This window comes from Bordetella sp. FB-8, assembly GCF_000382185.1.
GTDB lineage: Bacteria > Pseudomonadota > Gammaproteobacteria > Burkholderiales > Burkholderiaceae_B > Bordetella.
The window spans coordinates 3,948,423-3,970,467 of the sequence record NZ_KB907784.1; the positions used below are offsets into that span (position 1 = coordinate 3,948,423).

The window sequence follows — 22,045 nt, forward strand, 5'->3', positions numbered from 1 at the left end:
CGCCGCTCCTGAACCGATAATCGAGCCTATGGCCTACGCAAAGGTTTTCCTGCTGCAGAACACGGCACAAATTTTGAGCATCGAGTTGCGTCACGTCACGCCCGACATCTATCGCATCATTGTCATCCCAAGCCGCATGACGTTGCCCACAATGCACGTCGCAATCTTGCGTGCGATGGGCTGGTAGGGCAGACGTTCGATCCCTCCGCCTTCAACATCAACGAGATCAATTAACGCTTGAGCCAGATCCGGATTTAATGCAAGTCGGCCTTGGCCGTACGCTCACGAAATAATGGCCAAGTGTTGGGTTTCGTCCAGACAACGGCGATTCACGGCCTGACCTTTCAAGCGTTCTTCATCGTCTGCAAAAGGCGCCGCACCGCGCCACGCGCCGCTTGCGCGCTCCCCAGATTGGCAAACCCCAGCAGCAAACCCTGATCGGCCAGCCCCTTCATCTTCCACGTGCTCAAGGCATGTATCGCAAGCCCCTGCGCATTCGCCGCTTGCGCCACGGCGCTATCGCTTTGCTCGCCCTTCCAATACCCCAGCACATGCAGCCCCCCGGCTCTATCGGGTATCCGCAACGCATCTCCGAAGGCCTGCTCCAAGGCGGCGACAAGATAGCCCCGGCGCTCGCCATACAGCGCCCGCATCTTCTTGAGGTGTCGCGAGAAATGCCCTTGCTCCATGAAATCGGCCACCGTGGCCTGCTGCAGCGCCGGGCTGTCCATGCGCAGCAGCGAAACCGTAGCCTCGAATGTCGGCACGCAATCCTCGGGCACAACGAGATAGGCAAGCCGCAGGCCGGGGTACAGCACTTTGCTGAAGGTGCCCGCGTAGAGCACTCGGCCGTACCGATCCAGGCTTTTCAGCGGCGGAAGCGGGCGCCCGTGATAACGGAATTCGCTGTCGTAATCGTCCTCGATGATCCAGGACTGATTCTCCCGAGCCCATTCCAGCAAGGCCAGGCGCCGCGGCAAGGAAAGCGCCACACCCAGCGGGCTTTGATGGGTCGGCGTCACCACGGCAAAGCGGGCATTTTTCGATAGTCTTCGACCCGCCTGCACGCACAGGCCTTCTTCGTCGACGGGCACCGGCACAAGCCGCATGCCCGCCCGCTCCAGGAACCGCCGCGCGAAGGGATAGCCGGGATCTTCGAACCACCCTTTGTCCCCGGCGGACAGCACGGTGTGGCGTATCAAATTCAAGCTATCCAGGTATCCTGTAGTGACGAACACTTGCTCCGGCGCGCAGGCGATGCCGCGCGAGACGCCCAGGTAGGCGGCGATGGCCCTGCGCAAGGGCAGGTATCCGCCGGGCGCCTGGTAGTCCATGTCCGCGTCCCCCATGCCGCGCAGCCTGCGGCCCGCCAGGCGCACCCAGGTTTTGCGAGGAAAGGCGTCCAGGGCGGGCAAGCCGAGCTGGAACGGCCGCGGCGGCGTCTTCGCGATGCCGGCCGGGCGCGGCGCGCTGGCCCGCGTGCGCGGCGCGTCGAATCCATGGCGCCCGTCCAGGTGCGGCGATACCACCGTTCCGGCAGGACCGCGCGCAACGAGATAACCCTCGCTGACCAGGATCTGGTAGGCCGATTCCACCGTGCCCCGCGCCAGGTTCAATTCGCTGGCCAGGCTTCTGACGGCGGGCACCCGGTCGCCGGGAGACAGCCGGCCTTCGGCAATGGCATCGCGAAATCGCTGATATAGCTGCAGATAGATCGGGGTCGTCGACCGCCGCCGCGGTTTCAGGGTTCGGATGTCCATGTCATGTCCTACTCGTTTTCTCGATTCTTGCACCTATTACCTGTTCCATCCATTCGATACATTGACAGTCAGGCAAAGCAAATCAAGGAAACGGCGATGGCACCCATCCGTCTGCGGCACGTGGAAGACTCTCAGACCTGCGCGGCCTGCTTCGACCTCATGCGGGAGTTGCGCCCGCACTTGGCAAGCGCACAGGCGTTTCACGAACAGGTCGAGCGCCAGTCTGCCCAGGCCTACCGCCTGTTGGCAGCCTGGGACGGCGAACAGGCCGTATCGCTGGCCGGTTACCGGCTTCAGGAGAACCTGATCTATGGGCGCTTCGTCTACATCGACGACCTGGTGGTGGCCCCCCAGGCCCGCAGCCGTGGCCTTGGCCGACAGATGATCGACGCGGTGCGCGAGCAGGCCCGGCAGCTCGGGGGGGCTTACCTGATCCTGGATACGGGCCTGGCCAACTCGCTCGCGCAGCGCTTTTATTTTCGCCAGGGGCTGCTGTCCAAGGGGCTGCATTTTTCCCAGGCGCTTTAGAAACTCATATGGAGCAATGAAATGAAGACACTCAGACTGGAATATTCGAAACTCTCGCCGCAAGCTTATGCGGGCCTGATCGCGACCAATAAGGCGCTGGACTACAGCAGCCTGGGCAAGGAGCTGATCGAACTGGTCAACCTGCGCGTTTCCCAGATCAACGGCTGCGCCTTCTGTCTGGAGATGCATGCCAAGTCGTCCCGGGAAGGCGGCGTGCCCGACGCCAAGATCGACAGCGTGGCCGGCTGGCGCGTCAGCGCGCACTTCTCCGAACGCGAGCGCGCCGCCCTGCATTGGGCCGAGTCTCTCGCGCACGTCGACCAGACGCATGCCCCGGACGATGCCTACGAGTCCCTGAAAGCGCACTTCAGCGACGCCGAGATCTCGGATCTGACCTTCGTCATCGCGCTGATGAGCGCGTTCAATCGATTGGCCATCGGCATGCGCCAATGAGGCGCTGACATGCTGTTTGGCCGCGTATGAGAGATGTCATGGTTCGGCCCTCACATTTTTCAACGGCATCGCAATTTCATTTACGAAGCGCGAAGTGCCCTACTTCGCGCCTTGACATTGGCCATGAAGTCGGCCAGATCCATATGACCTTGGACTTACTGTTCGAGTTCTGTCCAGGTAGATTTATCCAGATCCAGTCCCTCAAGACGCTGGCTGGCCGACAAAACAGGACTCGGGTATCCCCCTTAGACCTGGCACGCAAATCGCAAGCAAGGCGCCGTCTGCATCAATGGGGGTGGAGAGGTCCACTCTTGCGCTGGTACAGAACAGCATGTCGCCGGAAGGGCCGCCGATCACGGGACACGTGGTCTGTTTCGCCGGCGCCGACATGACACGATCCACGCGGCCATCAGGGTTGTACCGAACGACTCTGCCGCCACCCCACTCAGCATTCCACACGAAGCCATCGGCATCGACACAGGCGCCGTCGGGCGCGCCATCGCCGACGACATTCGAAAATATTCGCTGATGCTCGAGGGAGGGATAGTCGCAGCAAAAAATGTGGGGCTGCAGTGAGTCGCAGTAGTACATCGTCGTACCGTCAGGACTAAAGCAAATGCAGTTTGGGATGGCAACACCGGGCAGCGCCAGAGACTCGATTGTCAGCGTTTGGGCATTGAGACGATAAAATGCCCCCACCCGCTCTTGCGGCTCGCCTTCGTGCATGGTGCCGAAGACGAAGTTGCCCGCGCGATCGCACCGCCCGTCGTTAATCCGTGTGTCGGGGTTGCCGGGTGATACGCCGATCTCCGTGAGCGCACCCGTTGTCATATCAAAAAAAGACAACCGAGATTCCAATCCCAGTAACAACACTTCCTGCCGCGCGGTGAGTGCAAAGGACCCCAAGCGCTCTGGCATGGGCCACCGCTGGCTGGTTCCGGTTCGAGGTTCGTAAGCCAGTAGCTCATTTCCCATAATGTTGGTCCAGAAAAGTCGGTGGGTCCGTGGGCACCAGATTGGACATTCGCCGAGAAGGTCCTCGGACTTTACAATAATTTCAAACATAATCTACTCAGTGTGGGGTGGGTCGGAGCAGCGCTTCTACTGCAAAAGCAGCCGTTGAACTAGGGTCTGTCATCAATTGAGCCAAATGACGGCAGCGGCGAGATGAATGGCGCCAAGGAACGCGGTGCGGGTTTTATCGTAGCGCGTGGCGATGGCGCGGTACTGCTTGAGGCGGGCGAAGAAGTTCTCGATCAGGTGACGCGCCTTGTACAAGTGCCGGTCATAGTCTCGCTGCTGCTTGCGTGTGCGTAGAGAGGGGATGACGACGGACTTTCCAGCGCGTAACAGGGGTTCGATCACGCGCTGCTGCGCGTCATAGGCTTTGTCGGCCATCACTGTTTCCCCTTGCGTATGCGGCAACAGGGCATCGGCCCCTTCCAAATCCGAGGCCTGCCCCGGCGTCAGGTGAAAACGCGTTGGGTTGCCCAGCGCATCGACCGTGGCATGAATCTTTGTGCTCAGCCCCCCTCGGCTGCGTCCGATGGCTTGCGCCTGAGCCCCCCTTTTCCGCCTGTGCCATGCTGGTGGGCTCGCACAATCGTGGCATCTATCATCGCGTACTCGTTGTCCGCATCCTGTGCCAGCGCCTCAAACACGCGCCGCCACACGCCGCTACGGCTCCAACGCATGTGCCTCAGATGCACGACGCGGAAATCCCCGAAGCGCTCCGGCAAATCCCGCCAGGGTATACCTGCGCGATAGCGATACAGCACCGCCTCTACGAATAGGCGATTGTCTCGCGCGGTCACGCCAGCATGGCCCGCTCGCCCAGGCAGCAAACCTTCAATCCGCTCCCACTGATCATCTCGCAATGCATATCGTCTCGACATACGGCCGAAGTTTGGAACGCCTGGCCTAAAATCTCAAGCCATCAATTGATGACAGCCCCTAGTAGGAAGCCGGCACATAGATATCGGTGTTGCGGGCTTGGGTGCAGCCTGATGCGTTCAACGGTCGTATCAACGATCGCGATCACCTGGACATCGGCGTACATGGGGTCACAGTCGTCAAAGATTTCGTTTGCGGAAAATTGTTCGGCGATTTCCTTGTCCATAAAATTCAATGCCTCTTTTGTCCTGGCATTGCCGGATGGACAATCTGCCAAATTCAAACGATTCAACGCCTTGTTTGTGACCGGGTCGTTCAGCGCCCATACCGCCAAACCGGAGAGCATCAGCGGGTAGCCCATCAGTTTTCCGGGCGAAAGCGGCCGTACCGTCGCGCCCAGCAAGACGAAGTGATCTATGATCACCGATGGCGTGATCTGGCCGGCGACGGCCAGCTCCAGCAGCAAGGTCAAGCCGTTGCGCGGTGCCAGCTGGCCATTCAAGTTGGTCTGCAAGGCGATGGCGATGCAATCGCCGAAAGCGATGGGTAACAGTATCGCGTTGATCAGGCGCTTTTTACGCAAAGTGAATGGGTGCGAACGATTCGGCAAACAGATCTGGCTGGTAACCGGCGGCCTCGAAGATATGGGTGCATGATTCGTCGATCGCGCAGCGCAGCTTGGCCTGATCCACACCCAGCACGATGCCACCGCGTTTGCGCACGCGCCCGCCGATGATGACGGTATCGATATTGGCGCGCTCAGCCGCGTGCACCACGGTGGCGATAGCGTTGTTGACAGGGTACAGATTAAGGTCGCTGGTGCGGATGAGAACCAGATCGGCCTGCTTGCCCGGCGTCAAGCTTCCAATGCGATTCTCCAGTCCCGCGCACGCGGCGCCATCGATCGTGGCAGCCTCCAGCAACCGGAACGCATTGGTTGGAGCCGGCGCATGGTGATGACCATGGATGCGCCGGCTATGTCCCACGACCCGTTGCAGGTAAAACGCCACGCGCATCTCCATGAACATGTCGCCGCTGTACGAGGTCTCGTTGTCGACGCTGAGACCCGGGCGAATGCCGTGATGAAGCGCTGCCTGCCAGGCGTGCATGCCATCCTCGATACCGTAGTGGGCATCCGAACGCGGGCATACATTGACACGCACACCCGCCTCGCGCAAGATTTTCCAGCCGGAGTCCGGCAGGCAGGTACAGTGGTTGAAGATGTTGTCGCTGCCGAGCAAACCCTGCTGGTGCAGCGCCGCGAGCTCGGCCGCCATGTCACCACCAAAAAACTCGGTCACAATGGGAATGCCCAGTTCTCGTGCGACGGCCCACTGGTCCGGTTCAAGCTGCGCCATCATGGCCAGTGTCACCAGGCCGTCCGGATGAGCGGTGAAATACTTGGCCTGCAGGCGGGCGAGATTGCCTGCCCAATGCGCCTCGTCCCAGACGCCCGATACGGGCGCCCCGGCCGCGTGGACCGCACGGATACCTGTATCTAGCAGAGCTTCCACCGCCGCGTCGGAGTGCGCCCCTGTGCGGCTGTTGTGGGAGTTGTCGATCACGGTCGTGATGCCGGCATCGATGCAGCCCAATGCCGTGAGCAGGTTGCCAACGTAGATATCGCGCGGCCGGTAATATTTGGCAAACGAGAAATGCGTGGCATTGCAATAGTCCTGCAGCGTCGCCGCATTGGGATTGATGCGGCGAAGCTGGCCTTCCCAGCAATGGCGATGGGTATCGACCATGCCAGGAATGGCGATCATATCCGCCGCATCGATAACTTGGGCACCGTCGGCCTGCAGGTGTACGCCGATGGCGGCAATGGTGCCGTCTACAATCAGGATGTTGCCCATGGGCATATTGCCGACATCGCCATCCATGCTGATGATGGTGGCGCCTCGAATCAGAATCTTGCGAGGGGCCGGTGCCAGCGGCACCAGCAGTTGACGGTCCTGATCGGACATTGTTGAGTCCTGCTCTAGATAATTGAGTGCAAACAGTCTAGCGAAGGCGACCACGTGGAAAAAGTAGCCCCCGGGGTTTTCATCATGCAGAAAAGTCGAATAATTTTGAGGTGCAGAGCCGTTTCCTTCACCCATTCACGGACAAGAGATGGATCGCGTACAAGCAATGCAGGTATTCCTTCGCGTGGTCGAGAGCAGGAGTTTTGTGCGCGCGGCGCAGACTCTGGGCTTACCCGCATCGTCGGTGACCGGCATAATCAAGCGGCTTGAAAAACATTTGCAGACGCGCCTGCTGAACCGTTCCACCAGAAACCTGAGCCTGACGCCGGAAGGCGAGCGGTACTACCACCGCTGCCGCGAAATCCTCGAACTGATCGACGACACCGAATCCGGGCTGCTAGGCTCCGTCGAACGCCCGCAAGGACGCCTGCGCGTGGATATGCCTGGCGGCATCGCCCATGCCGTTATCCTGCCGCAATTGCGCCAATTCCAGCAGCGATACCCGGACATTTACCTGATGATCGGAGTAAATGATCGCCAGGTGGACCTGATCCAGGAGGGGGTCGATTGCGTCATCCGCACCGGCAGCCTTGATGACTCGACGCTCGTCGCGCGCAGCCTGGGCGAGCTGCGATGGATCACCTGCGCGGCACCGTCCTACTTGGCTGAACATGGTGTTCCCGAGGTCTTGGAGGATTTGCAGCGTCACCGGGCGGTCCACTACTTTTCCAGCACGAAGCGGCGAGGAGTCGATCTGCATTTCGTCGAGGAGGGCATCGGCATCGCCGTTTCAGTCCCGGGAACAGTGGCTGTCAACGAGACTGAGCTTTACATCAAGCTATGCCTCGATGGCTGCGGCTTGATGCAGCTAGCCGAGATCCTGGTGACCGACCTGTTGCAGACCGGAGAATTGGTCGAGGTGCTGGCCCACAGGCGGCCGGCGCCGGTACCGGTATCACTACTCTATCCCCATCAGCGCTTTCTCTCTCCAGCGATGCGCGCGTTCACCGACTGGACGACAGAGCTGTTCGGCAATGCCAAGCTGGAGTGATCGATGTTGGCACATCAAATTAAATTAAATAACTGGGCATGGCACTTTGGTGTGAATCCGCCCATGGCCATATTGAGGCGTTCGTGATTGTAGGACCACATCCAACGCGTGGCATGCTCCTGCACCTTCTCCAGGTCTTGCCACTCGTACTGCGATAGCCATTCGTATCTGGCCGTCCGGTTAAAGAGACGAAGCAGATGAACGACAGGTACAGCACCTTGGGATTGCTCATCACCTTGAGCGGGTCCAGATGCGGTGCGCGCGGGTGCGCTTTTTTAGCGTTTTCCAGCTCGTTCAGCAGCCAGTCCCGCTCCTCGGGCTTGAGCGACTTGGCATCTACCGAGCGGTTCGTAAGCTATGCATAGCACAGAAATCCGCCTATCAGCGCAGGCGCGCCTTCCAGAAGCGGCATCCCGCGCCACCCACCCCAGTTCATCCAGTGCACGTTATCCATAACCCACGTGCTAAATGGTGCTCCCAGGATGTACGACACAGGAATGGCCGTTGTAAAAAGCGAAACCGTCGTTGCCAACTCTTTGGCACGGAACCACTGTGCTGCACAAACAAAAAACCCTAGAGCTCTGCTTCTCTAGGGTTTTTGCATTGCCTTGCACACCGATGCACAGGAAAGTGGTGGGTGCTACAGGGTTCGAACCTGTGACCTACGCCTTGTAAGAACGCGGTTTGTAAATAGGTGAAAATACAAAGCGCAGTCTTTTCAACGACTTGCAGCGATAGCATACCCTCAATTCACTGCGCTTTGCTACCTATTTCAGGCCATTTGCAAGGTTTCACGTCAAGAATCCGGCAAGACGATTTTCAGTCACAATACAGGCTCCAAGCGTTGGGACGTTTCATCCTTACCTTGGATTTTTACCTTTGGGTGGCAGTTTTGGGAAGTGCGCGCGAGTTTCCGTGACGCACAGCGGTTGCCTGTAACCGTTCGCCAGTCCCATTTCTTGCCACCCACCCTGCTGTCTTCCCTCACCGTCTGGCGACGGTTCATTACAGGAATCCCCCATGCAAACCGCAAACTTCGCGGTGGCAGCTTTGGCTCGCCACCCGCGCCCGCTTTCGCCTACGCAATCCGCTCATGACACCGCATCGCCGCCCCGGGAAGAGCCCCAATTTCCTGATGCGGAGCGCGCGGCAAGGCATGCAGTGCAGATCTGGTTCTCGGGCAAGATCGAAGAAAGCTTGATGGATTTTCGCAACGAACGATGCCGTGAGCATTGCGAGCGCCACGACGACGGGGCGCTGCGGCATCACATGCGCATGACGGCATTCGAGCGCGCCTATGCCGAGGAAGTCGGTCGAATTATCGTGGAGCGCCGCTATGTCAGGCCCATTACTTGAAAAATTCGTGGGAGTGCGGATGTCTCACGACGAGCACCAGTCCTACATAAAGGCAGCGGCCGATCTCGGGCTCAGCCTCTCTGAGTACTTGCGGCTGCGCCTGGTCAATGCCGGCGAGGACCTTGTGGCCGATCAGATCGCGCAGTTGCGCCTGGCCCTAGTCGACACCTCGGACGACGATGTGGCGCGAGGCGCGCTTCGGCCGCTTGTGCTCGAACTGCTGCTCTTGCTGCGGCATCTGATGAAGCCTGGCGAGCTGCGCGCTGTTCATGCCGAACTGCAGCGATTGGGTATCACGCCCTGGACGCCTACCCAGCACAAACCTGGTTCCCCTGAACCCTGACCCAGGCCAGCCGAATCCCTCGAGCTCGCCCTGCGGAGAACTACATGAATGGAACGCGGATGGCTGCCTCGAGAGCGGTGGCCTTCATATTTGTGAGTGTGCTGGCCGGGTGCGGCTTTACGCCTAAAGATCCACCCATGCCCGATGCTGCGAATGCGGTACCGGTCAACAGGGTCGAGCCGGATACTCGTCCCTGGACCGAAATTTACCCAGCCGTCGCATCGAGAGCGCCCAAACCCACAGTCGAGAAAATCACCCTCGCCCAAAACGATCATCTAGCCATCGGAGCGAGCAGAGCAGAAATGCAGTCGGTGCCGGTTAAGCCAGCGGACCGGGTGGCCCATTCAGATCCCGCGACTTCTACGAACAAGTCAGTTCCCGTCGCACTCCCGGTTCCGATACCTTTACCTCCAGCTGCCTCATCGAGAACGACATCGGTAGCAGTGACTACCTCGACGATTCCGAAGCAGGAAAACCTCGAGCAAGGGCATGCCGAAAGTGTTTCCTTACCAAGGTTGGATACTGTGCTCATGAAATCGAAGGGGTCGCAAACGCGACCCTTTGGTTTGCCTAACACGAAGGTAGACCCGATCCTGATGGCTGCGATTGCGCCCGTCTCGATACTGCCTGCAAGAGCAATGGTGGCGCACTCTCGAACTGATGCTCGCCCCTTGCCTGCAGCCTCGGTTGGGGCTGTCCCTAATGCGCAAGTCCAAGATGTTCTAAGTGGCATGATCGTCACGCGGGATCTGACACCGAGCGAGTCACTTCCAGAGCTTGAAGCGCATTTGCCACCGGCCAGACTACCCGAGCCGCCTGCGCCGCAGAACCTCACCTGGGTTGCAAGTTCCGGCACGCTGCTTTCCGATGTTGTACGCAACTGGGGTTATCAAGAAACCCCGCACTGGTGGGTCGTCTGGAATACGAAGGCCGATTTCACGATCGGATCGCCCTACTCGATCAAAGCCCCTGATTTTCTGTCGGCCTCGGCGCAGCTTTTTGCTGCCGCGCGACAAGAAAACCACTACTTCACTGTCGTGAAACACCCGAACCACGTTCTGGTTGTCTCCACGCCGACGGAATAAACATGTCCCATCAATCTCAGAACGCAGCCAATCGCTGGTTGCGCTGGACGTCCCTGCTCATCACCTTGACCCTTGCGGGCTGCGGATCTTATGCAAGGATTAACCAGGCTTCGGTCGACGCTCAGCATGATTACGACAAGGCAGTCCAACAGGTCCATGCGGCTAGTCACAACCCCATCATCGAACAATCGAATACGCCCTATCTGTCATTGCAGCCTGTGGCAGCCCCCAAGGAATTGAAAGTTAGAATTCCCAGGAGCCAGGATTGTTCCATCAAGTTCATCGCCGATGCACCGATGAGCTTGTCCGATTTCTCGCAAATCGTCTCGCAAGAGTGCGGAGTCCAGATTCGCGTCACGCAGGATGCCTGGGCGGCATTGGCCAACGGATCCATTCAGGACGTCAGTTCGGAGGCTGGGTCGGACAGCGCAACTGGGGCCGCGCCTATCGTGCCGGGTATCGGTGGCCCCTCGGGAGCCCAGCCCGGGGTTAATCGATACGGCGGGCGTGGTGTCGCACGCGATTTCGCGTACACCACCGCGGGTAACGCGAAAATCCAGCCGATTCGCTGGCTGGGCAAACCGCTGTCGGGACTACTGGATGTCATTACCTCTCAGTTGGGCCTTTATTGGGCCTACCAAGACGGATATGTCACGATCTCGTACCTTCAGACACGCAGCTTTCACTTGGCGCTCTCGTCCGAGCTGGATTTTCAATCCAGCGTAAGCAGCGGCGCCAGTCTCTCGGGATCGGGTAGCTCGAACTCGACGAGCGGGTCCGCCAGCAGCAAAACGACCGGCGACTCCGATCAGAAGACGGTAATGGCATTCAAGTCGCATTTCGGCCTGGAGGTGCGGCAAGGCATCCAAGCCATGCTGACCCCGGGGGTAGGCAAATTCGCGATGTCGCCCTCGATAGGCACGGTGACCGTTACTGATACGCCGGAAGTTCTCGACCGAATCGGCCAATACATCTCGAGCGTGAATGACAGGATGTCCCGTCAGGTCATGCTCTACGTCACGGTGGCGCAAATCACCCTTTCCGATTCCGATAGCCTTGGGATCAACTGGAGCGCGGTCTGGAATTCGCTCACGGGTAACTACGGCATCACGTTGGCCAGCGGCTTCTCGCCACTCTCTGGGGCATCTTCGGCCGGCTTTGGCATTCTCAGTAGCGCCAAGGGGACGGCGGGTCAGTTCGCGGGGACGCAAGCGATATTGAGCGCTCTAGCCAAGCAAGGCTCGGTCTCGATCCTGCGCCAGCGTGGCGTGACCACCCAGAACCTTCAGCCCACGCCGATCCACCTGACCAACGAGCAGCAATATGTGTGCGGTGTGAGCCAAACCAGCACCGCTCAGGTCGGCTCGACAAACTCCATACAGATGTGCAGCGTGGTGACCGGATTTGCCATGGATATCGTGCCCGACATCTACCGCCGGGAAGTGACCTTGCTGTTCTCGCTGAACATGAGCCCGCCGGCAACGATTACCCAGGTGCCGACGGGAAACAACAGTTCCGCGCAACCGGTCTTCGCAGCCTCGGTCGATCGGCAGGTATTCCTGCAGCGCGTAGGCATGCAATCCGGTCAGACCCTGGTGATTTCGGACTTCCAGCAGGCCAGCGAGACGACGGCCAGGCAAGGCGTGGGCAGTGTATCGGCCTGGATCCCGACGGGCGGCGGAACGCGAGACAAATCCCGCAACGTGGTTGTCATCATCATTTCTCCTCAGATCATGAAATCCCTGGATACCGGAGACAACTCGCAAGCCGCTAACGAAGCGATTTTCGATCGATACCGTCTGAAATTGGCGGCGTAATGGCGATCAGAGCGGAGTGATCGGCAAGACCTGGAGGCGCGTATGTGGGTGTTCCTATTCACCCTCTATTTATCCTTTATCCACGTCGACATGGCCAGCAACGCCAGTCAAGAAGCCACTCAGGTTCTTGTCGCTTCGAATGCACGCGACTTGGGGACCTCTATGTTGGCCGTTCACAATGCCCTGAGCGCGTACATCACCGCAAACCCCACCGCGACAGGCGGTGTCGCGCTTTCCGCGCTGGGATTGCCCAGCTGGATGCTCTTAGACACGCGCATCCAGGCCGTGATCTACGCCGGGCAAGGATTCGTCTATTTCCCTCCCAGCGCATTCTCGTTGTCGGGCCGTCCTAGCATCGCCGATATGTTCACAGACAACGCCACAAGCGGCCTAGTCGGCATAGCACACAGCAATCAACTGGTCAGCGCGGGGCTGGGCGTCACAAATCCTCTTCCCCCCGTGATACCGGATAACAGCATTGTTGTTGCTGACTAAAGCTGCAGCCGACTAAATCAGCCCGCATAGGAACCTTCATGCGATTGATTCCGCGCCAAGCGCGCTCCAACGCCAGGACGGTATATAAAACCGTCAATGGCGTGACCCCTTTCAAGATAGGGCGCCGACTATTTGTCAGCGGCCTGGACTGGCAAGTGCTTCCAAATGGTGGAAACTATCAGGCCGAGGCACGCAGAATTGCCAAGCGCGAACGCGAGGAGACAGGCAAACCTGTCGAAGCGGTCTTCGTTCGCCGGCAACCGGATGTCGTGCAAGCCGGCTTTGTCGTACGCGGTGCACGTGCCAGGCGCGGGATGGTTCCGCTGGCAGCTGTCGCCGCCGATGTCCTTGGCCCCTCCTTTGTCGCCGCCTTCGAGGTCTCGCCGCAGATGTACGCGGTCACTGGAGCCATGCATGATGTGATCTTGCCGGGATCCGATAAATGCCTGGACAAGGTGCAAGCTCGCGCCCACTTCCAAAAGCTGTGGGAGTCCATGGAATCAGCGTTAGGGGTGGATGCCTTCGAGGTCTATGCTCCGGAAGGTTTTTTTTCAGACGCTGAACCCTATTCTCTTGAAGAACTGGCCCGAGGCGTCAAGCGTAGTCATCGGCTGCGTAAACGCCTATCCCTGGCACCTCGAGATGTCTCGCGTTACTTCATTTGGGCGGTTGTCCTGGGGACGATCTTCGGTGGCGCCGGGATCCTGATCTCGAATCACCTGGCAAAGTTGCGCCTGGCCGAACTCGAGAGCGAAGCGGCAGCCAATCGCTTGAAGAATGCTGGTGCAACAGCAGAAGAACTGGCTAGGACTCATCCCTGGGCACAAGAGTCCTTGCCGGGCGTCTTTGCGGATCGATGCACGAAAAGTCTGGGCGTACTTCCAGTGACGCTCGGCGGCTGGCCACTTTCTGAAGCTCACTGCTCAGCCAGCCAAGTCACCGCAACGTATGCCCGAACGCAAGGGCGGACTGTGAACGACATTATCCGAGCTGCCCAGGCATGGGATCGTGCATTGCGCATCTCAGTCGATAAATCGGGGGATCTGGTTACCATCGCCTGGGGTATGGCCATGCCAGCAGCTGGCGATGAAATTCTGCCTCTCATGCGTGGGCAGGAAGATAACTTCATGAGCCATTGGCAGCATCGGCTTATCAGTTTCACTCTTACGCCCGTCGCGTCGAGCTTTCCCTCTGGGTATATCGCACCCAAGACGTCTTCAGATGCGCGCCTCATGCATCCGAGCTGGAAGACGTTGAAGTGGGACATCAAGGAAATTGCGCGCAATCCCATAAACCTCATGGACGCGATGTCCATTCCTGGAGTTCGCGTCGAATCCGAATCGCTCTCATTCAGCGATACGGGCATGGTCAATTGGAGTATGTCGGGGAAACTTTATGGTCAGTGAACAATTTCAACGCAGGCTATGTCATCTGAGCCTGCGAGTGGGAATCCGCAGCGGGATCATTCGCAGGATTTTGGTCTATATCGTCATTCCGATGGCTGTGTGGATGCTCTTGTCCTGGTATCCGAAAGCTCAATCGGCGCCGTCGCCGGTCGTAGGCAAATTGGCGGTGCCGACGGCTAAGCCAGTCGTCGAGAAATCAAACGCCAGCCATCCCGCGCAAGAGGCGTCCAGACAAGATGAAACGCCCAAACCAGCAGTGACGGTAAGCGACTTGGATGCAGTCATGCAGCAGGAGATTCTCTACAAGGCCATGACGCAGCGGGCTCAACAGCGCGCCGCCTTGGCCAAGTATTCCGATGGGGATAACGCCAGTCTGATCACGCCGTCCCTACCCCGGGTGCTCTGGCGCAGAGCATCGACTGCTGGCTGGGTCGGAAAATTTTCCTTCGACGGTGGTACGACCGTCGTGGCCGGTCGCGGCGATATGCTGCCAGGTGGTTTCACGGTGTCCGAGATCAATGACAGAACCGTGCAAGTCACGCGCGACGGAAAGTCCTTCAACCTGCTTAGCGTCGATGTTCCGACATCGTCGCAGGCCGAAGATACACGTGCGGCGCAGCCAGGGGCGTCTCTGCCTATGAATCCCATGATGGGCATGACCCGCCAGACACCCACTCAACGACCGCTCAATACGAACCGTCGGTAAAGATCAAGCCGCTGTTACTCGGACGAAGGAATTTCCTCATGAATATGAAGATTGATCCCATACTGCTGGATCCAGCCGAGAGAACGATCGAGGTCCTATTGGAGGATCTACCCGAGATCAAGATTTCGAAACCTGAGGTCGAAAAGCAAGAAGTTTCTGTCCTACCTGGCGACAACGCCGAATCCTTGCCGGAACTGTTGGCCGACGACATGCCTGACCTTCCCAAGGGAAGTAAATCGGAGGAAGGCCGGCGCGGAGATAACATACCGGTGCTGATTCTTTCTGCGTTGGAAGGAACTGCGTACTACGCCCAACCGATCGTGCAGCACAAGGTCGCCTTGGCAGATAACGGTGTCCTGTATCTGACCGAAAACGCAGAGCAGGATGTCCTGGTGATGGACTACATCGCCAGGCTTGATCGGCGCAGAGAGCTTACCGACGGCAAAGAATCGCCCTACCAGATCAAGAAGACCGTTCCCTATACGGAAATTCAACGTCTCAATGCGCACGGATCCGGCAACGAAGAACTGAGCGTTGCTGAAATCGCTCGCCAGACGGCTGAAGAGGCGGAAGTGATCGCGATCATTCGCGAGGGCGCCAAGCTGGAAGCGAGCGATATCTTTTTTGAAATACCGACCAGAGGGTTCGCTCAGATCAAGTACCGCATTGCGGGAGATATCGAGCCGCGCTTTCGGATGAAACCTGAGCGCATGCGTCGTCTGATTCGTACTGTCTACGAGGCGATGTGCGAATCCAAAAGCGATCCGAACTACGATCCGCTACGTGATCAGACCGCGCGCATTGCGCGAACCTTTGTCGATGGGCTAGAGCTACATCAGTGCCGGGTTTCGACCGGACCAACAGATGAGGAAAAGCCCTTTCTGGCACTTCGTTTGCACTATGACATGGGCGAGCCCAAGACAATGGTCGATCTGGGCTTTACCCAAGATCATCAAGACATGCTCTATGACGTGGCGGGTTTTTCCTCCGGGATCAACCTCTTCACGGGTCCGACCGGGTGCGGCAAGACTACGACATTGGCCAACATCGTCGGGCATTGGCAGAAGTCCCATGACTACCGCTACATGATCCAGTGCCTGGAAGATCCGCCAGAAATTCCCATTCTAGGCGCGATCCAGAAGGCGATCTCCCGCAAGGGAGGTAGCCGTGAAGAGGAGGCACGTGCGTGGGTGGAGGGTTTCGAGACCTTGATGCGCTGGAATCCAAACTGGATCATTGCGGGCGAGTTGCGCTTGAGGGAAACCATGGATGTGGCGCTTAAATCGGCGCTGACCAATCATCTGACCTGGGGAAGCCTGCATGCGAGCTCAGCGACCTTGGCGCCCGTACGGCTCTGGGAATCCGGGATCGATATGAGCTACCTCTGCGATCCGGAGATATTTCGTATCTTCGTCAATCAAAGCCTGGCGCCGCAGCTCTGCCCGCATTGCTCCATTTCCTATTCGGATGGAGCGGATTCCTTACCGGCTTCCCTGCGTCGGCGCATCGAATCACTTTGCTTGCCTGACTCGGTGCGGCTGCGTGATCGTCATGGTTGCCAGCATTGCCACCGTGGCGCGCTGCGCAGGCGCACGATCTGCGCTGAAGTCATGCCCACTGAGGCAGCGGCCATGGATATCTTTCGCAAGAAAGGGGCCGTGGAATTGCGCAAATTCTGGGTGCATGAGCGCGGAGGAAAAACCAAGACTGCCCACCTGATCGAGAAGGTCAACTCCGGCTTGATCGATCCTGCCGACGCAGAGCGCCTGGTGTCCCCGTTGGATACGGACAAGGAACTGAGGATTTGACCAGGCACGGCTAAAGCCGGATCCGCCTACCACGCAGGGTTAGCTGCCGTCCCTGAGAGCCACTTCAGGCTTCAGGACCTCTTCAATTGATAGGAGGCTCCATGCCTTGGCCGAGCTTATTTCGGCGGTCTCGTCGCGCCCGTAGCACCAGTACGCGGCGGTCATCTTTTCGAATGTCTGCCAAGCGGCGAGCCTTCAAACGCCCGATGCGCCTGCATTTTTATCGCACGTTGTTCCTATACGAGCGCTCGGGCATACCGAAGCAGCGTGCGCTGCGCAGGATCCGCGATACCTACAACGCTTCGCTGTCAATCTGGCAGCGCGCTGGAAACTGGATCTATCACCGCCTTGGCGGTCGTCGAAAGCTCCCTTTTCGGCCCGTCCCTGCGATCGTCGCCGACGCGGCTTTGCTCAATGTCGGCCAGCCATTGCATGAATCACTGGCCGATTGGTTGCCCGCAACCGAGCTGGCGATACTCGAAGCCGGTGAAGAGTCGGGCAAGCAGGTTCAGAGCCTGGACATGGCCTGGCGGTTGGTAAGGCGCCAGGCCGGGATGTGGTCTTCCGTGATCGGCGCGATCAGCTACCCGGTATTTCTCATGGCAGCGGTTATGGCGGTGTTGTACATGATCGCCTCGATGTTATTGCCCACGGTGGGGGCCAATGGGCTGCGCGGGATGTCGCTGATTTCAACGTTCGTCATCAGTTCGGCCGAATTCATCTATCAGTATTGGCCGATCGCGATCGTCACGCCCATCATTCTGATGATCCTGGTCTTCGCATCATTGGGGCGCTGGAAAAGTCACGGGCGAATCATGGCCGATCGCTTGCCGCCGTGGTCGTTTTATCGGCGTATTCATGGCGCTTTGTTTCTTTTCTCATACGCCGTCCTACTCAAAGGCAACGTCCCCATACCCCGGGCATTGAGCGTGCTCTCACGTTCGGCCAGTCCCTGGTTAGCCTCGCGGATTCATGCTGGGATGTATGGCGTAAGGCAAGGTTTCAACATTGGTGCCGCGTTTCGATCTTCTGGCCACGAGTTTCCCGATAGAGAAGCGATCCCCGTTCTGGAGAACATCGGCTCACTCACCGGGGAAGAAGCCTTCGACGCGCTAATCCAGTACGCGGAAGACTGGCTGGAAGACACCTCTGGCTACATCGAGCGTCTAGCCAGACGATTTAGTGCATTGAGCAGGACCTGGATCCTGATCTGGGTGGCTCTCTTAGGCACTACCGTTCTCGAAATTATTCAACAGTCCTTCAAATAGGACACAGGAATCCAAACATGATTTTCTCTTTGAAAGATCAGCTTGCCTGTCTTCGTGCCTCCAAAAATCCCCGTCATAACGAACGGGGATTTTTTATCGGACCTGCCTTGGGTGCGGTCGCCGTCGTGCTTCTCACCTTTGTGGTTGTCTGGGGAATCTACCGCTTTATCAATAACCAACTCTCTATCTACATCGAAAGCAACAACCTGCAGGCGATCGTTCAAGGCGCAGATTCACTGTCTCAGGGAGGCTCATATGCCAACGTGAGCAACACTACCCTCCAGACAATTCAGGCATTCGGCAATATGACGGGCGCTGCCGTGGGTGGGACCGTGATGAACAAGTGGGGCGGAGCCGTGACAGTGACCGGCTCGGCCAGCAACGTACTGATCGAATACGACAATGTACCTGCCTATGCCTGTCAGGGATTTCTCAATCGAGCAGCAGACAGCAACAAGTTCGATTCGGCATCGATGCCAACCTGCAATAGCAGCGGCACGTCGAACCTGACTTTTACGCATTACTGAGCCTACGCAGGATGGCGGCGATGTTGAATTTTCTGAAATTGCCGCGTCCTGGAATCTCCCAGGATCTGAAGCGGCTGGCATTGCGGAGTAAGCATCAGCGGGGTTTCTTCATATCGCCGGCTCTGGGAGGCCTGGCAATTTTGATCCTATCGATATCCGGCTTTGCCTTTGCCCTGCACTACATCAGCGTCACGATTCGCGTTAACTCGACAGCATCGCAACTCAAAGCGTACAGCGCTGCCGCTTCCCAATTCGTCATGAACAACGGCGGAACCTATACGACCACACTGCCCTTGAACGGCGCCGCCGCCACAATCACGACGGCCATGCTTCAGAATGACGGCGATCTGGATTCAGGTGTTGCGACCACCAATGCCTACGGCCAGTCCTACACGCTGCAGATGCGCTATGTGACGCAAGGTTCTGGTGCGAATATCCGCAACGTCATTGAGCCCATGCTCTGCACGATAGGCGGCACTCGGATTTCAGATCAGGATTTGCTTCGTATCGCCTCGAAAGTGGACGCAGGCGGGGCCATCTTATCCTCCGACCCGACCGTGGCGCTGGGAACAAATGGTCAGTGGGCACAGCCCTTGTCGAATTTCGGGATTGCTCCTGGCCCGGGCCATCTTTGCGTCGGCCTTTTCTATAGCCAGGCCGGTGCCGTTGCGGACTATTTATACCGAAATGCTGTCACTGGCCATCCCGAGGTCAATCGCATGAACACGGCGATCGACATGAACAACAACGCGATCAATAACGCCTCAACAATTACCGCGCTGGGCAAGATCACCGCTGGCGGCAATGTTGAAGTCGGAAACTATCTTCAAGTCGATGGTGTCGCGGCATTGAACCAGTCCTGCTCCCCCAATGGCCTGCAAGCAAGGGATGCGTCGGGAAATTCACTTGTGTGTACGAATGGGGCCTGGACTCGATACGTCAGCGTTTCGGGTGACACCATGAGCGGGACACTTCAGGTGAATCAAAACAGCTGGTCGCTCATAGCGATGAACGGTAGCGGCGGTGCCAATGCGGCTGCGCAATCACCCACGGGCAGCCTCTACATCAACGATGCGTACGTCAGATCGATGGGGAAATGGTTGAGCCAGGTTCTCTCGGGATTTGGCCCTCATGGGCCGGTTTCCTATGTCTATCCAACCGGAAATGCCTACACAGGAGGATGTCTGAACGAGGTGTTCACCGATGGCTCCCAGGCATCGACTGGGTACTGCTGGTCTCCAAGTCCGAATGGAAATTGACTGAGTGTCCGTTTCGAGCTGGCAGAGAAATTCATCTGGAGAATGATGATGAAGAAAATTTTCGGAATTTTTCCTCCCCGTGTATTAATTTCCTATTTGGGGATTGTTAGCACGCTGCTGATTTACTTGCCGGCCTCGGCGCAAAGCCACGACAGCAGCAACTCGTCCATCTCTGTATACCTGCTTTCCTCTGCTCCGGCCATACCTGACGACGAAAAGCTCCCCTGTGAAGCCCTGCTCTGCCTGTCTTCGTCGAGCGGCAGTTCCATGTCGCAATGTGATCCAGCGATATCGGCCTTTAACAGCATCCACGACAAATACTGGTCCGATACGTTCCAGGATAGATTGAACTGGCTAAAAAAATGCCCGACAGTCAGCAATGATCAGAATATGACCAATCTTGCGGTCGCGATCGTCAATGGCTCGGCTGGATGTGACGCTGCCACGCTCAATCGCACGCTCTTCAGAACGACGGGCCAAGGAGGCGATGCCGGCAACTTCACGACCTATATCGACAACAACATGCCGGCCTACTGTCAGGACTACGCGAGCAATCCTTATATCCAGCAAGGTGGAGCGGATTTGCCGGTCTATGTCGGTACGCCCGACACAGGTGGGTTCTGGACGGATCGGGCAAACCTTCAGGCCGCGCAAGCGCAGTACCAGGCCAAGTTGGCCGCGATGCAAGCGGCCGAGCAAGCGGCAGCGCGCCAGAACGGCGGCAATTAGGAGGTCTCGTGAATTTCATCGCAATGGCTCACCAGTGCGCACCGGACGTCCATGTCACGACGCTGATGGCCGTCGTTCGCCATGAATCCGGTTTTGATCCCCTGGCGATTCATATCAATGGCAAGGGAGCCAGTTCAATCCATCCGAAATCTCGGGACGATGCGGTGCAAGAAGCTCGCAAACTCCTGGCGGCCGGTATGTCCTTCGATGCGGGCTACGGCCAGGTCAATGTGAAGAACTGGAGCTGGCTGGGACTGACGCCCGAGACCGTTTTCGAACCTTGCACCAACCTTGCGGCCGCGCAGCGGGTGCTGGTTCGTTGCTATGAGCTGGCATCTTCGGCATACGGGCGCACCACTCACGCGCTTTATGCCGCCTTCAGTTGCTACAACACGGGCAATCTGACGGCGGGATTTGCAAATGGCTACGTCCAGAGCGTCGTCGCCGATGCGGGACTTAAAGTGCCTGCCTTGACCGGCGTTGCCGCCAATGATGTTGTGATCCCTGACGCGCCCGATCCAGTTACGGCGTCTCCCGATTTCAAGGCCAAGCCGGCCGGATCAGGGCAACCGACCAAGATCACGGTGTCGAATTCGCCGCCACGACCCAACTCACCGCTCGACGGCTTCGCCAGGCCCCGACCCGACGCCTTCGCACAAGCCCGCGAAGATGCCTTCTCTCAGCCCTTGGGCCTTTTTGCCTCGGGTGGGGACGCACAAGTGGGGACGATCACCGTCCACGCCTTCGGCTCGCCCTAGCCTACCCGCGTCCTGCTCCTAAGTCAGGGCAATCACCTTCCCGTTATTTCTCCAGCTGGACGCTGACCCAGCCGGAGGATCCCTTTGCCCGTTCTCGCTGTTGAGAACGGGCATTTATTTTGGAGTTCTCCATGCAGCGCATTTCCAATAAGCGTGTCAATGTGGGCCGCGGCATTGTCGGCCTGTTCCTCCTGGCCATGATGGCGGCCGAACCGGTGCTGGCCCAGGCCACTGGTGGGCTGAGCCAAGCCTCGACCACGTTCACCCAGATCAAGACCTATCTTTGGGTAATCATCCCGATCGTGTGCGTCATCGCCGGCGGCATTCTCGGGGTGCTCTACAGCTTGGACATCATCCGCAAGGACACCTTCTATCAGTGGGCGGGCGGAGTGGTGATCGCCGGCATCGTCGCCGGCGGCCTAGTGGATCTGGTCTTTGGCACGAGCCTCTAACCATGGCGAGCAAGAAATCGGCGCCGGCGGCGCCTTCGGCCGCAGTCGTGCTCGAGGCGGTCAAACCTAACCACGTGCGTCTCTTCAAGGGCGCCACGCGCGTGGCCACGATCAAGGGCGGGGTGCCGGCGCGCGCGTTCGTCATGATGCTGGTCGCAGTCGCGGTGCCAGCCATGTTCAACGTTCGGTTGCTGGTGCTGGTCCTCATCCTGTATCCCATCATGGCCGTCGTCAGCCGCAACGATGATCGGGCCTTCTGGATTCTTGAGCTGTGGTTCAAGACCAAGTTCCGCGCACCCAACGCGAAGTTCTGGGGGGCTGTTTCCTTTAGCCCCACCGCCTACTATCGGCGCCGCGCGTGGCTGCGGCGTAAAGGCTGATCTC

The 22,045-nt window shown here is 58.3% G+C and carries 24 protein-coding genes and 1 pseudogene; 19 read left to right on the forward strand and 6 right to left on the reverse strand.

Annotated features, from left to right (window positions below):
- Positions 1-28: 28 nt before the first annotated feature.
- Positions 29-187, forward strand: a complete 159-nt coding sequence (locus H143_RS22620; RefSeq protein ID WP_019939837.1) for a hypothetical protein — start codon at positions 29-31, stop codon at positions 185-187.
- A 157-nt stretch (positions 188-344) separates the two neighbouring features.
- Here H143_RS22620 and H143_RS0118920 read toward each other — a convergent pair whose 3' ends face one another.
- Positions 345-1,760, reverse strand: a complete 1,416-nt coding sequence (locus tag H143_RS0118920) for a PLP-dependent aminotransferase family protein (RefSeq protein ID WP_019939838.1) — start codon at positions 1,758-1,760, stop codon at positions 345-347.
- Between the two features lie 96 nt (positions 1,761-1,856).
- Here H143_RS0118920 and H143_RS0118925 point away from each other — a divergent pair, with 96 nt between their 5' ends.
- Positions 1,857-2,288, forward strand: a complete 432-nt coding sequence (locus H143_RS0118925; RefSeq protein WP_019939839.1) for a GNAT family N-acetyltransferase — start codon at positions 1,857-1,859, stop codon at positions 2,286-2,288.
- Positions 2,289-2,309: 21 nt separating this feature from the next.
- Positions 2,310-2,741, forward strand: coding sequence for a carboxymuconolactone decarboxylase family protein (locus H143_RS0118930; RefSeq protein WP_019939840.1), 432 nt, complete (start codon positions 2,310-2,312; stop codon positions 2,739-2,741).
- A 201-nt stretch (positions 2,742-2,942) separates the two neighbouring features.
- On the opposite strand, the gene H143_RS0118935 is transcribed toward H143_RS0118930, so the two are convergent.
- The 4 genes from H143_RS0118935 to H143_RS0118955 all read right to left on the reverse strand — a co-directional run bounded on the left by H143_RS0118935 (position 2,943) and on the right by H143_RS0118955 (position 6,736).
- A complete protein-coding gene (locus H143_RS0118935; protein ID WP_019939841.1) occupies positions 2,943-3,806 on the reverse strand; it encodes an SMP-30/gluconolactonase/LRE family protein in 864 nt (287 codons plus the stop codon).
- Positions 3,807-3,878: 72 nt separating this feature from the next.
- Positions 3,879-4,636 (reverse strand): IS5 family transposase gene (locus tag H143_RS22250; protein WP_196801332.1). Its coding sequence is split into 2 segments (ribosomal slippage): positions 3,879-4,315 and positions 4,315-4,636, totalling 759 coding nucleotides; the frame shifts between segments, so codons are not numbered across the junction.
- 41 nt (positions 4,637-4,677) lie between these two features.
- Entirely contained in the window at positions 4,678-5,217 is a 540-nt protein-coding gene (locus H143_RS21790; protein ID WP_019939842.1) for a DMT family transporter, read from the reverse strand.
- On the reverse strand, positions 5,210-6,736 hold the full coding sequence (locus H143_RS0118955; protein ID WP_196801333.1) for an amidohydrolase family protein: 1,527 nt from the start codon (positions 6,734-6,736) through the stop codon (positions 5,210-5,212). The genes H143_RS21790 and H143_RS0118955 overlap by 8 nt, the downstream gene beginning before the upstream one ends.
- A 13-nt stretch (positions 6,737-6,749) precedes the next feature.
- Between H143_RS0118955 and H143_RS0118960 the strand changes: the two genes are divergently transcribed.
- Positions 6,750-7,652 carry a LysR family transcriptional regulator gene (locus tag H143_RS0118960; protein WP_019939844.1) on the forward strand — a complete coding sequence of 301 codons (903 nt, stop codon included), beginning with the start codon at positions 6,750-6,752 and terminating at the stop codon, positions 7,650-7,652.
- Positions 7,653-7,666: 14 nt separating this feature from the next.
- On the opposite strand, the pseudogene H143_RS22255 reads toward H143_RS0118960, so the two are convergent.
- Positions 7,667-7,837, reverse strand: a pseudogene (locus H143_RS22255) (integrase core domain-containing protein); the annotation flags it as partial.
- 835 nt (positions 7,838-8,672) lie between these two features.
- On the opposite strand from H143_RS22255, the gene H143_RS0118965 reads away from it, so the two are divergent.
- The 15 genes from H143_RS0118965 (at position 8,673) to H143_RS0119040 (ending at position 22,041) form a co-directional block, all read left to right on the forward strand.
- The gene (locus tag H143_RS0118965) at positions 8,673-9,008 is read left to right on the forward strand and encodes a hypothetical protein (RefSeq protein ID WP_019939845.1); all 336 of its coding nucleotides are present in this window, start codon (positions 8,673-8,675) and stop codon (positions 9,006-9,008) included.
- A 19-nt stretch (positions 9,009-9,027) separates the two neighbouring features.
- Positions 9,028-9,351: a hypothetical protein gene (locus tag H143_RS0118970; protein WP_019939846.1), complete on the forward strand. Its 324-nt coding sequence runs from the start codon at positions 9,028-9,030 to the stop codon at positions 9,349-9,351.
- A gap of 443 nt (positions 9,352-9,794) precedes the next feature.
- Positions 9,795-10,436 carry a TcpQ domain-containing protein gene (locus H143_RS22715; RefSeq protein WP_196801334.1) on the forward strand — a complete coding sequence of 214 codons (642 nt, stop codon included), beginning with the start codon at positions 9,795-9,797 and terminating at the stop codon, positions 10,434-10,436.
- 2 nt (positions 10,437-10,438) lie between these two features.
- Positions 10,439-12,253, forward strand: coding sequence for a PilN family type IVB pilus formation outer membrane protein (locus tag H143_RS0118980; RefSeq protein WP_019939848.1), 1,815 nt, complete (start codon positions 10,439-10,441; stop codon positions 12,251-12,253).
- A 42-nt stretch (positions 12,254-12,295) separates the two neighbouring features.
- A complete protein-coding gene (gene pilM, locus H143_RS0118985) occupies positions 12,296-12,748 on the forward strand; it encodes a type IV pilus biogenesis protein PilM (RefSeq protein ID WP_019939849.1) in 453 nt (150 codons plus the stop codon).
- Positions 12,749-12,786: 38 nt separating this feature from the next.
- A complete protein-coding gene (gene pilO2 / locus H143_RS0118990) occupies positions 12,787-14,154 on the forward strand; it encodes a type 4b pilus protein PilO2 (RefSeq protein WP_019939850.1) in 1,368 nt (455 codons plus the stop codon).
- A complete protein-coding gene (locus H143_RS0118995) occupies positions 14,144-14,860 on the forward strand; it encodes a hypothetical protein (protein ID WP_019939851.1) in 717 nt (238 codons plus the stop codon). Before pilO2 ends, H143_RS0118995 begins: the two co-directional genes overlap by 11 nt.
- 38 nt (positions 14,861-14,898) lie before the next feature.
- Positions 14,899-16,668, forward strand: coding sequence for an ATPase, T2SS/T4P/T4SS family (locus tag H143_RS0119000; protein WP_019939852.1), 1,770 nt, complete (start codon positions 14,899-14,901; stop codon positions 16,666-16,668).
- A 173-nt stretch (positions 16,669-16,841) separates the two neighbouring features.
- Positions 16,842-17,936, forward strand: a complete 1,095-nt coding sequence (locus tag H143_RS0119010) for a type II secretion system F family protein (RefSeq protein WP_231378525.1) — start codon at positions 16,842-16,844, stop codon at positions 17,934-17,936.
- Between the two features lie 17 nt (positions 17,937-17,953).
- On the forward strand, positions 17,954-18,463 hold the full coding sequence (locus H143_RS21795) for a type 4 pilus major pilin (protein ID WP_019939855.1): 510 nt from the start codon (positions 17,954-17,956) through the stop codon (positions 18,461-18,463).
- Between the two features lie 20 nt (positions 18,464-18,483).
- Positions 18,484-19,722, forward strand: a complete 1,239-nt coding sequence (gene pilV / locus H143_RS0119020) for a shufflon system plasmid conjugative transfer pilus tip adhesin PilV (RefSeq protein ID WP_155803455.1) — start codon at positions 18,484-18,486, stop codon at positions 19,720-19,722.
- Positions 19,723-19,770: 48 nt separating this feature from the next.
- Positions 19,771-20,451, forward strand: a complete 681-nt coding sequence (locus H143_RS22270) for a TrbM/KikA/MpfK family conjugal transfer protein (protein ID WP_196801335.1) — start codon at positions 19,771-19,773, stop codon at positions 20,449-20,451.
- Positions 20,452-20,459: 8 nt separating this feature from the next.
- Positions 20,460-21,209, forward strand: coding sequence for a lytic transglycosylase domain-containing protein (locus tag H143_RS21805; RefSeq protein ID WP_019939859.1), 750 nt, complete (start codon positions 20,460-20,462; stop codon positions 21,207-21,209).
- Positions 21,210-21,340: 131 nt separating this feature from the next.
- A complete protein-coding gene (locus tag H143_RS21225; RefSeq protein ID WP_019939860.1) occupies positions 21,341-21,661 on the forward strand; it encodes a TrbC/VirB2 family protein in 321 nt (106 codons plus the stop codon).
- A gap of 2 nt (positions 21,662-21,663) precedes the next feature.
- Positions 21,664-22,041 carry a type IV secretion system protein VirB3 gene (locus tag H143_RS0119040; RefSeq protein WP_019939861.1) on the forward strand — a complete coding sequence of 126 codons (378 nt, stop codon included), beginning with the start codon at positions 21,664-21,666 and terminating at the stop codon, positions 22,039-22,041.
- Positions 22,042-22,045 lie beyond the last annotated feature (4 nt).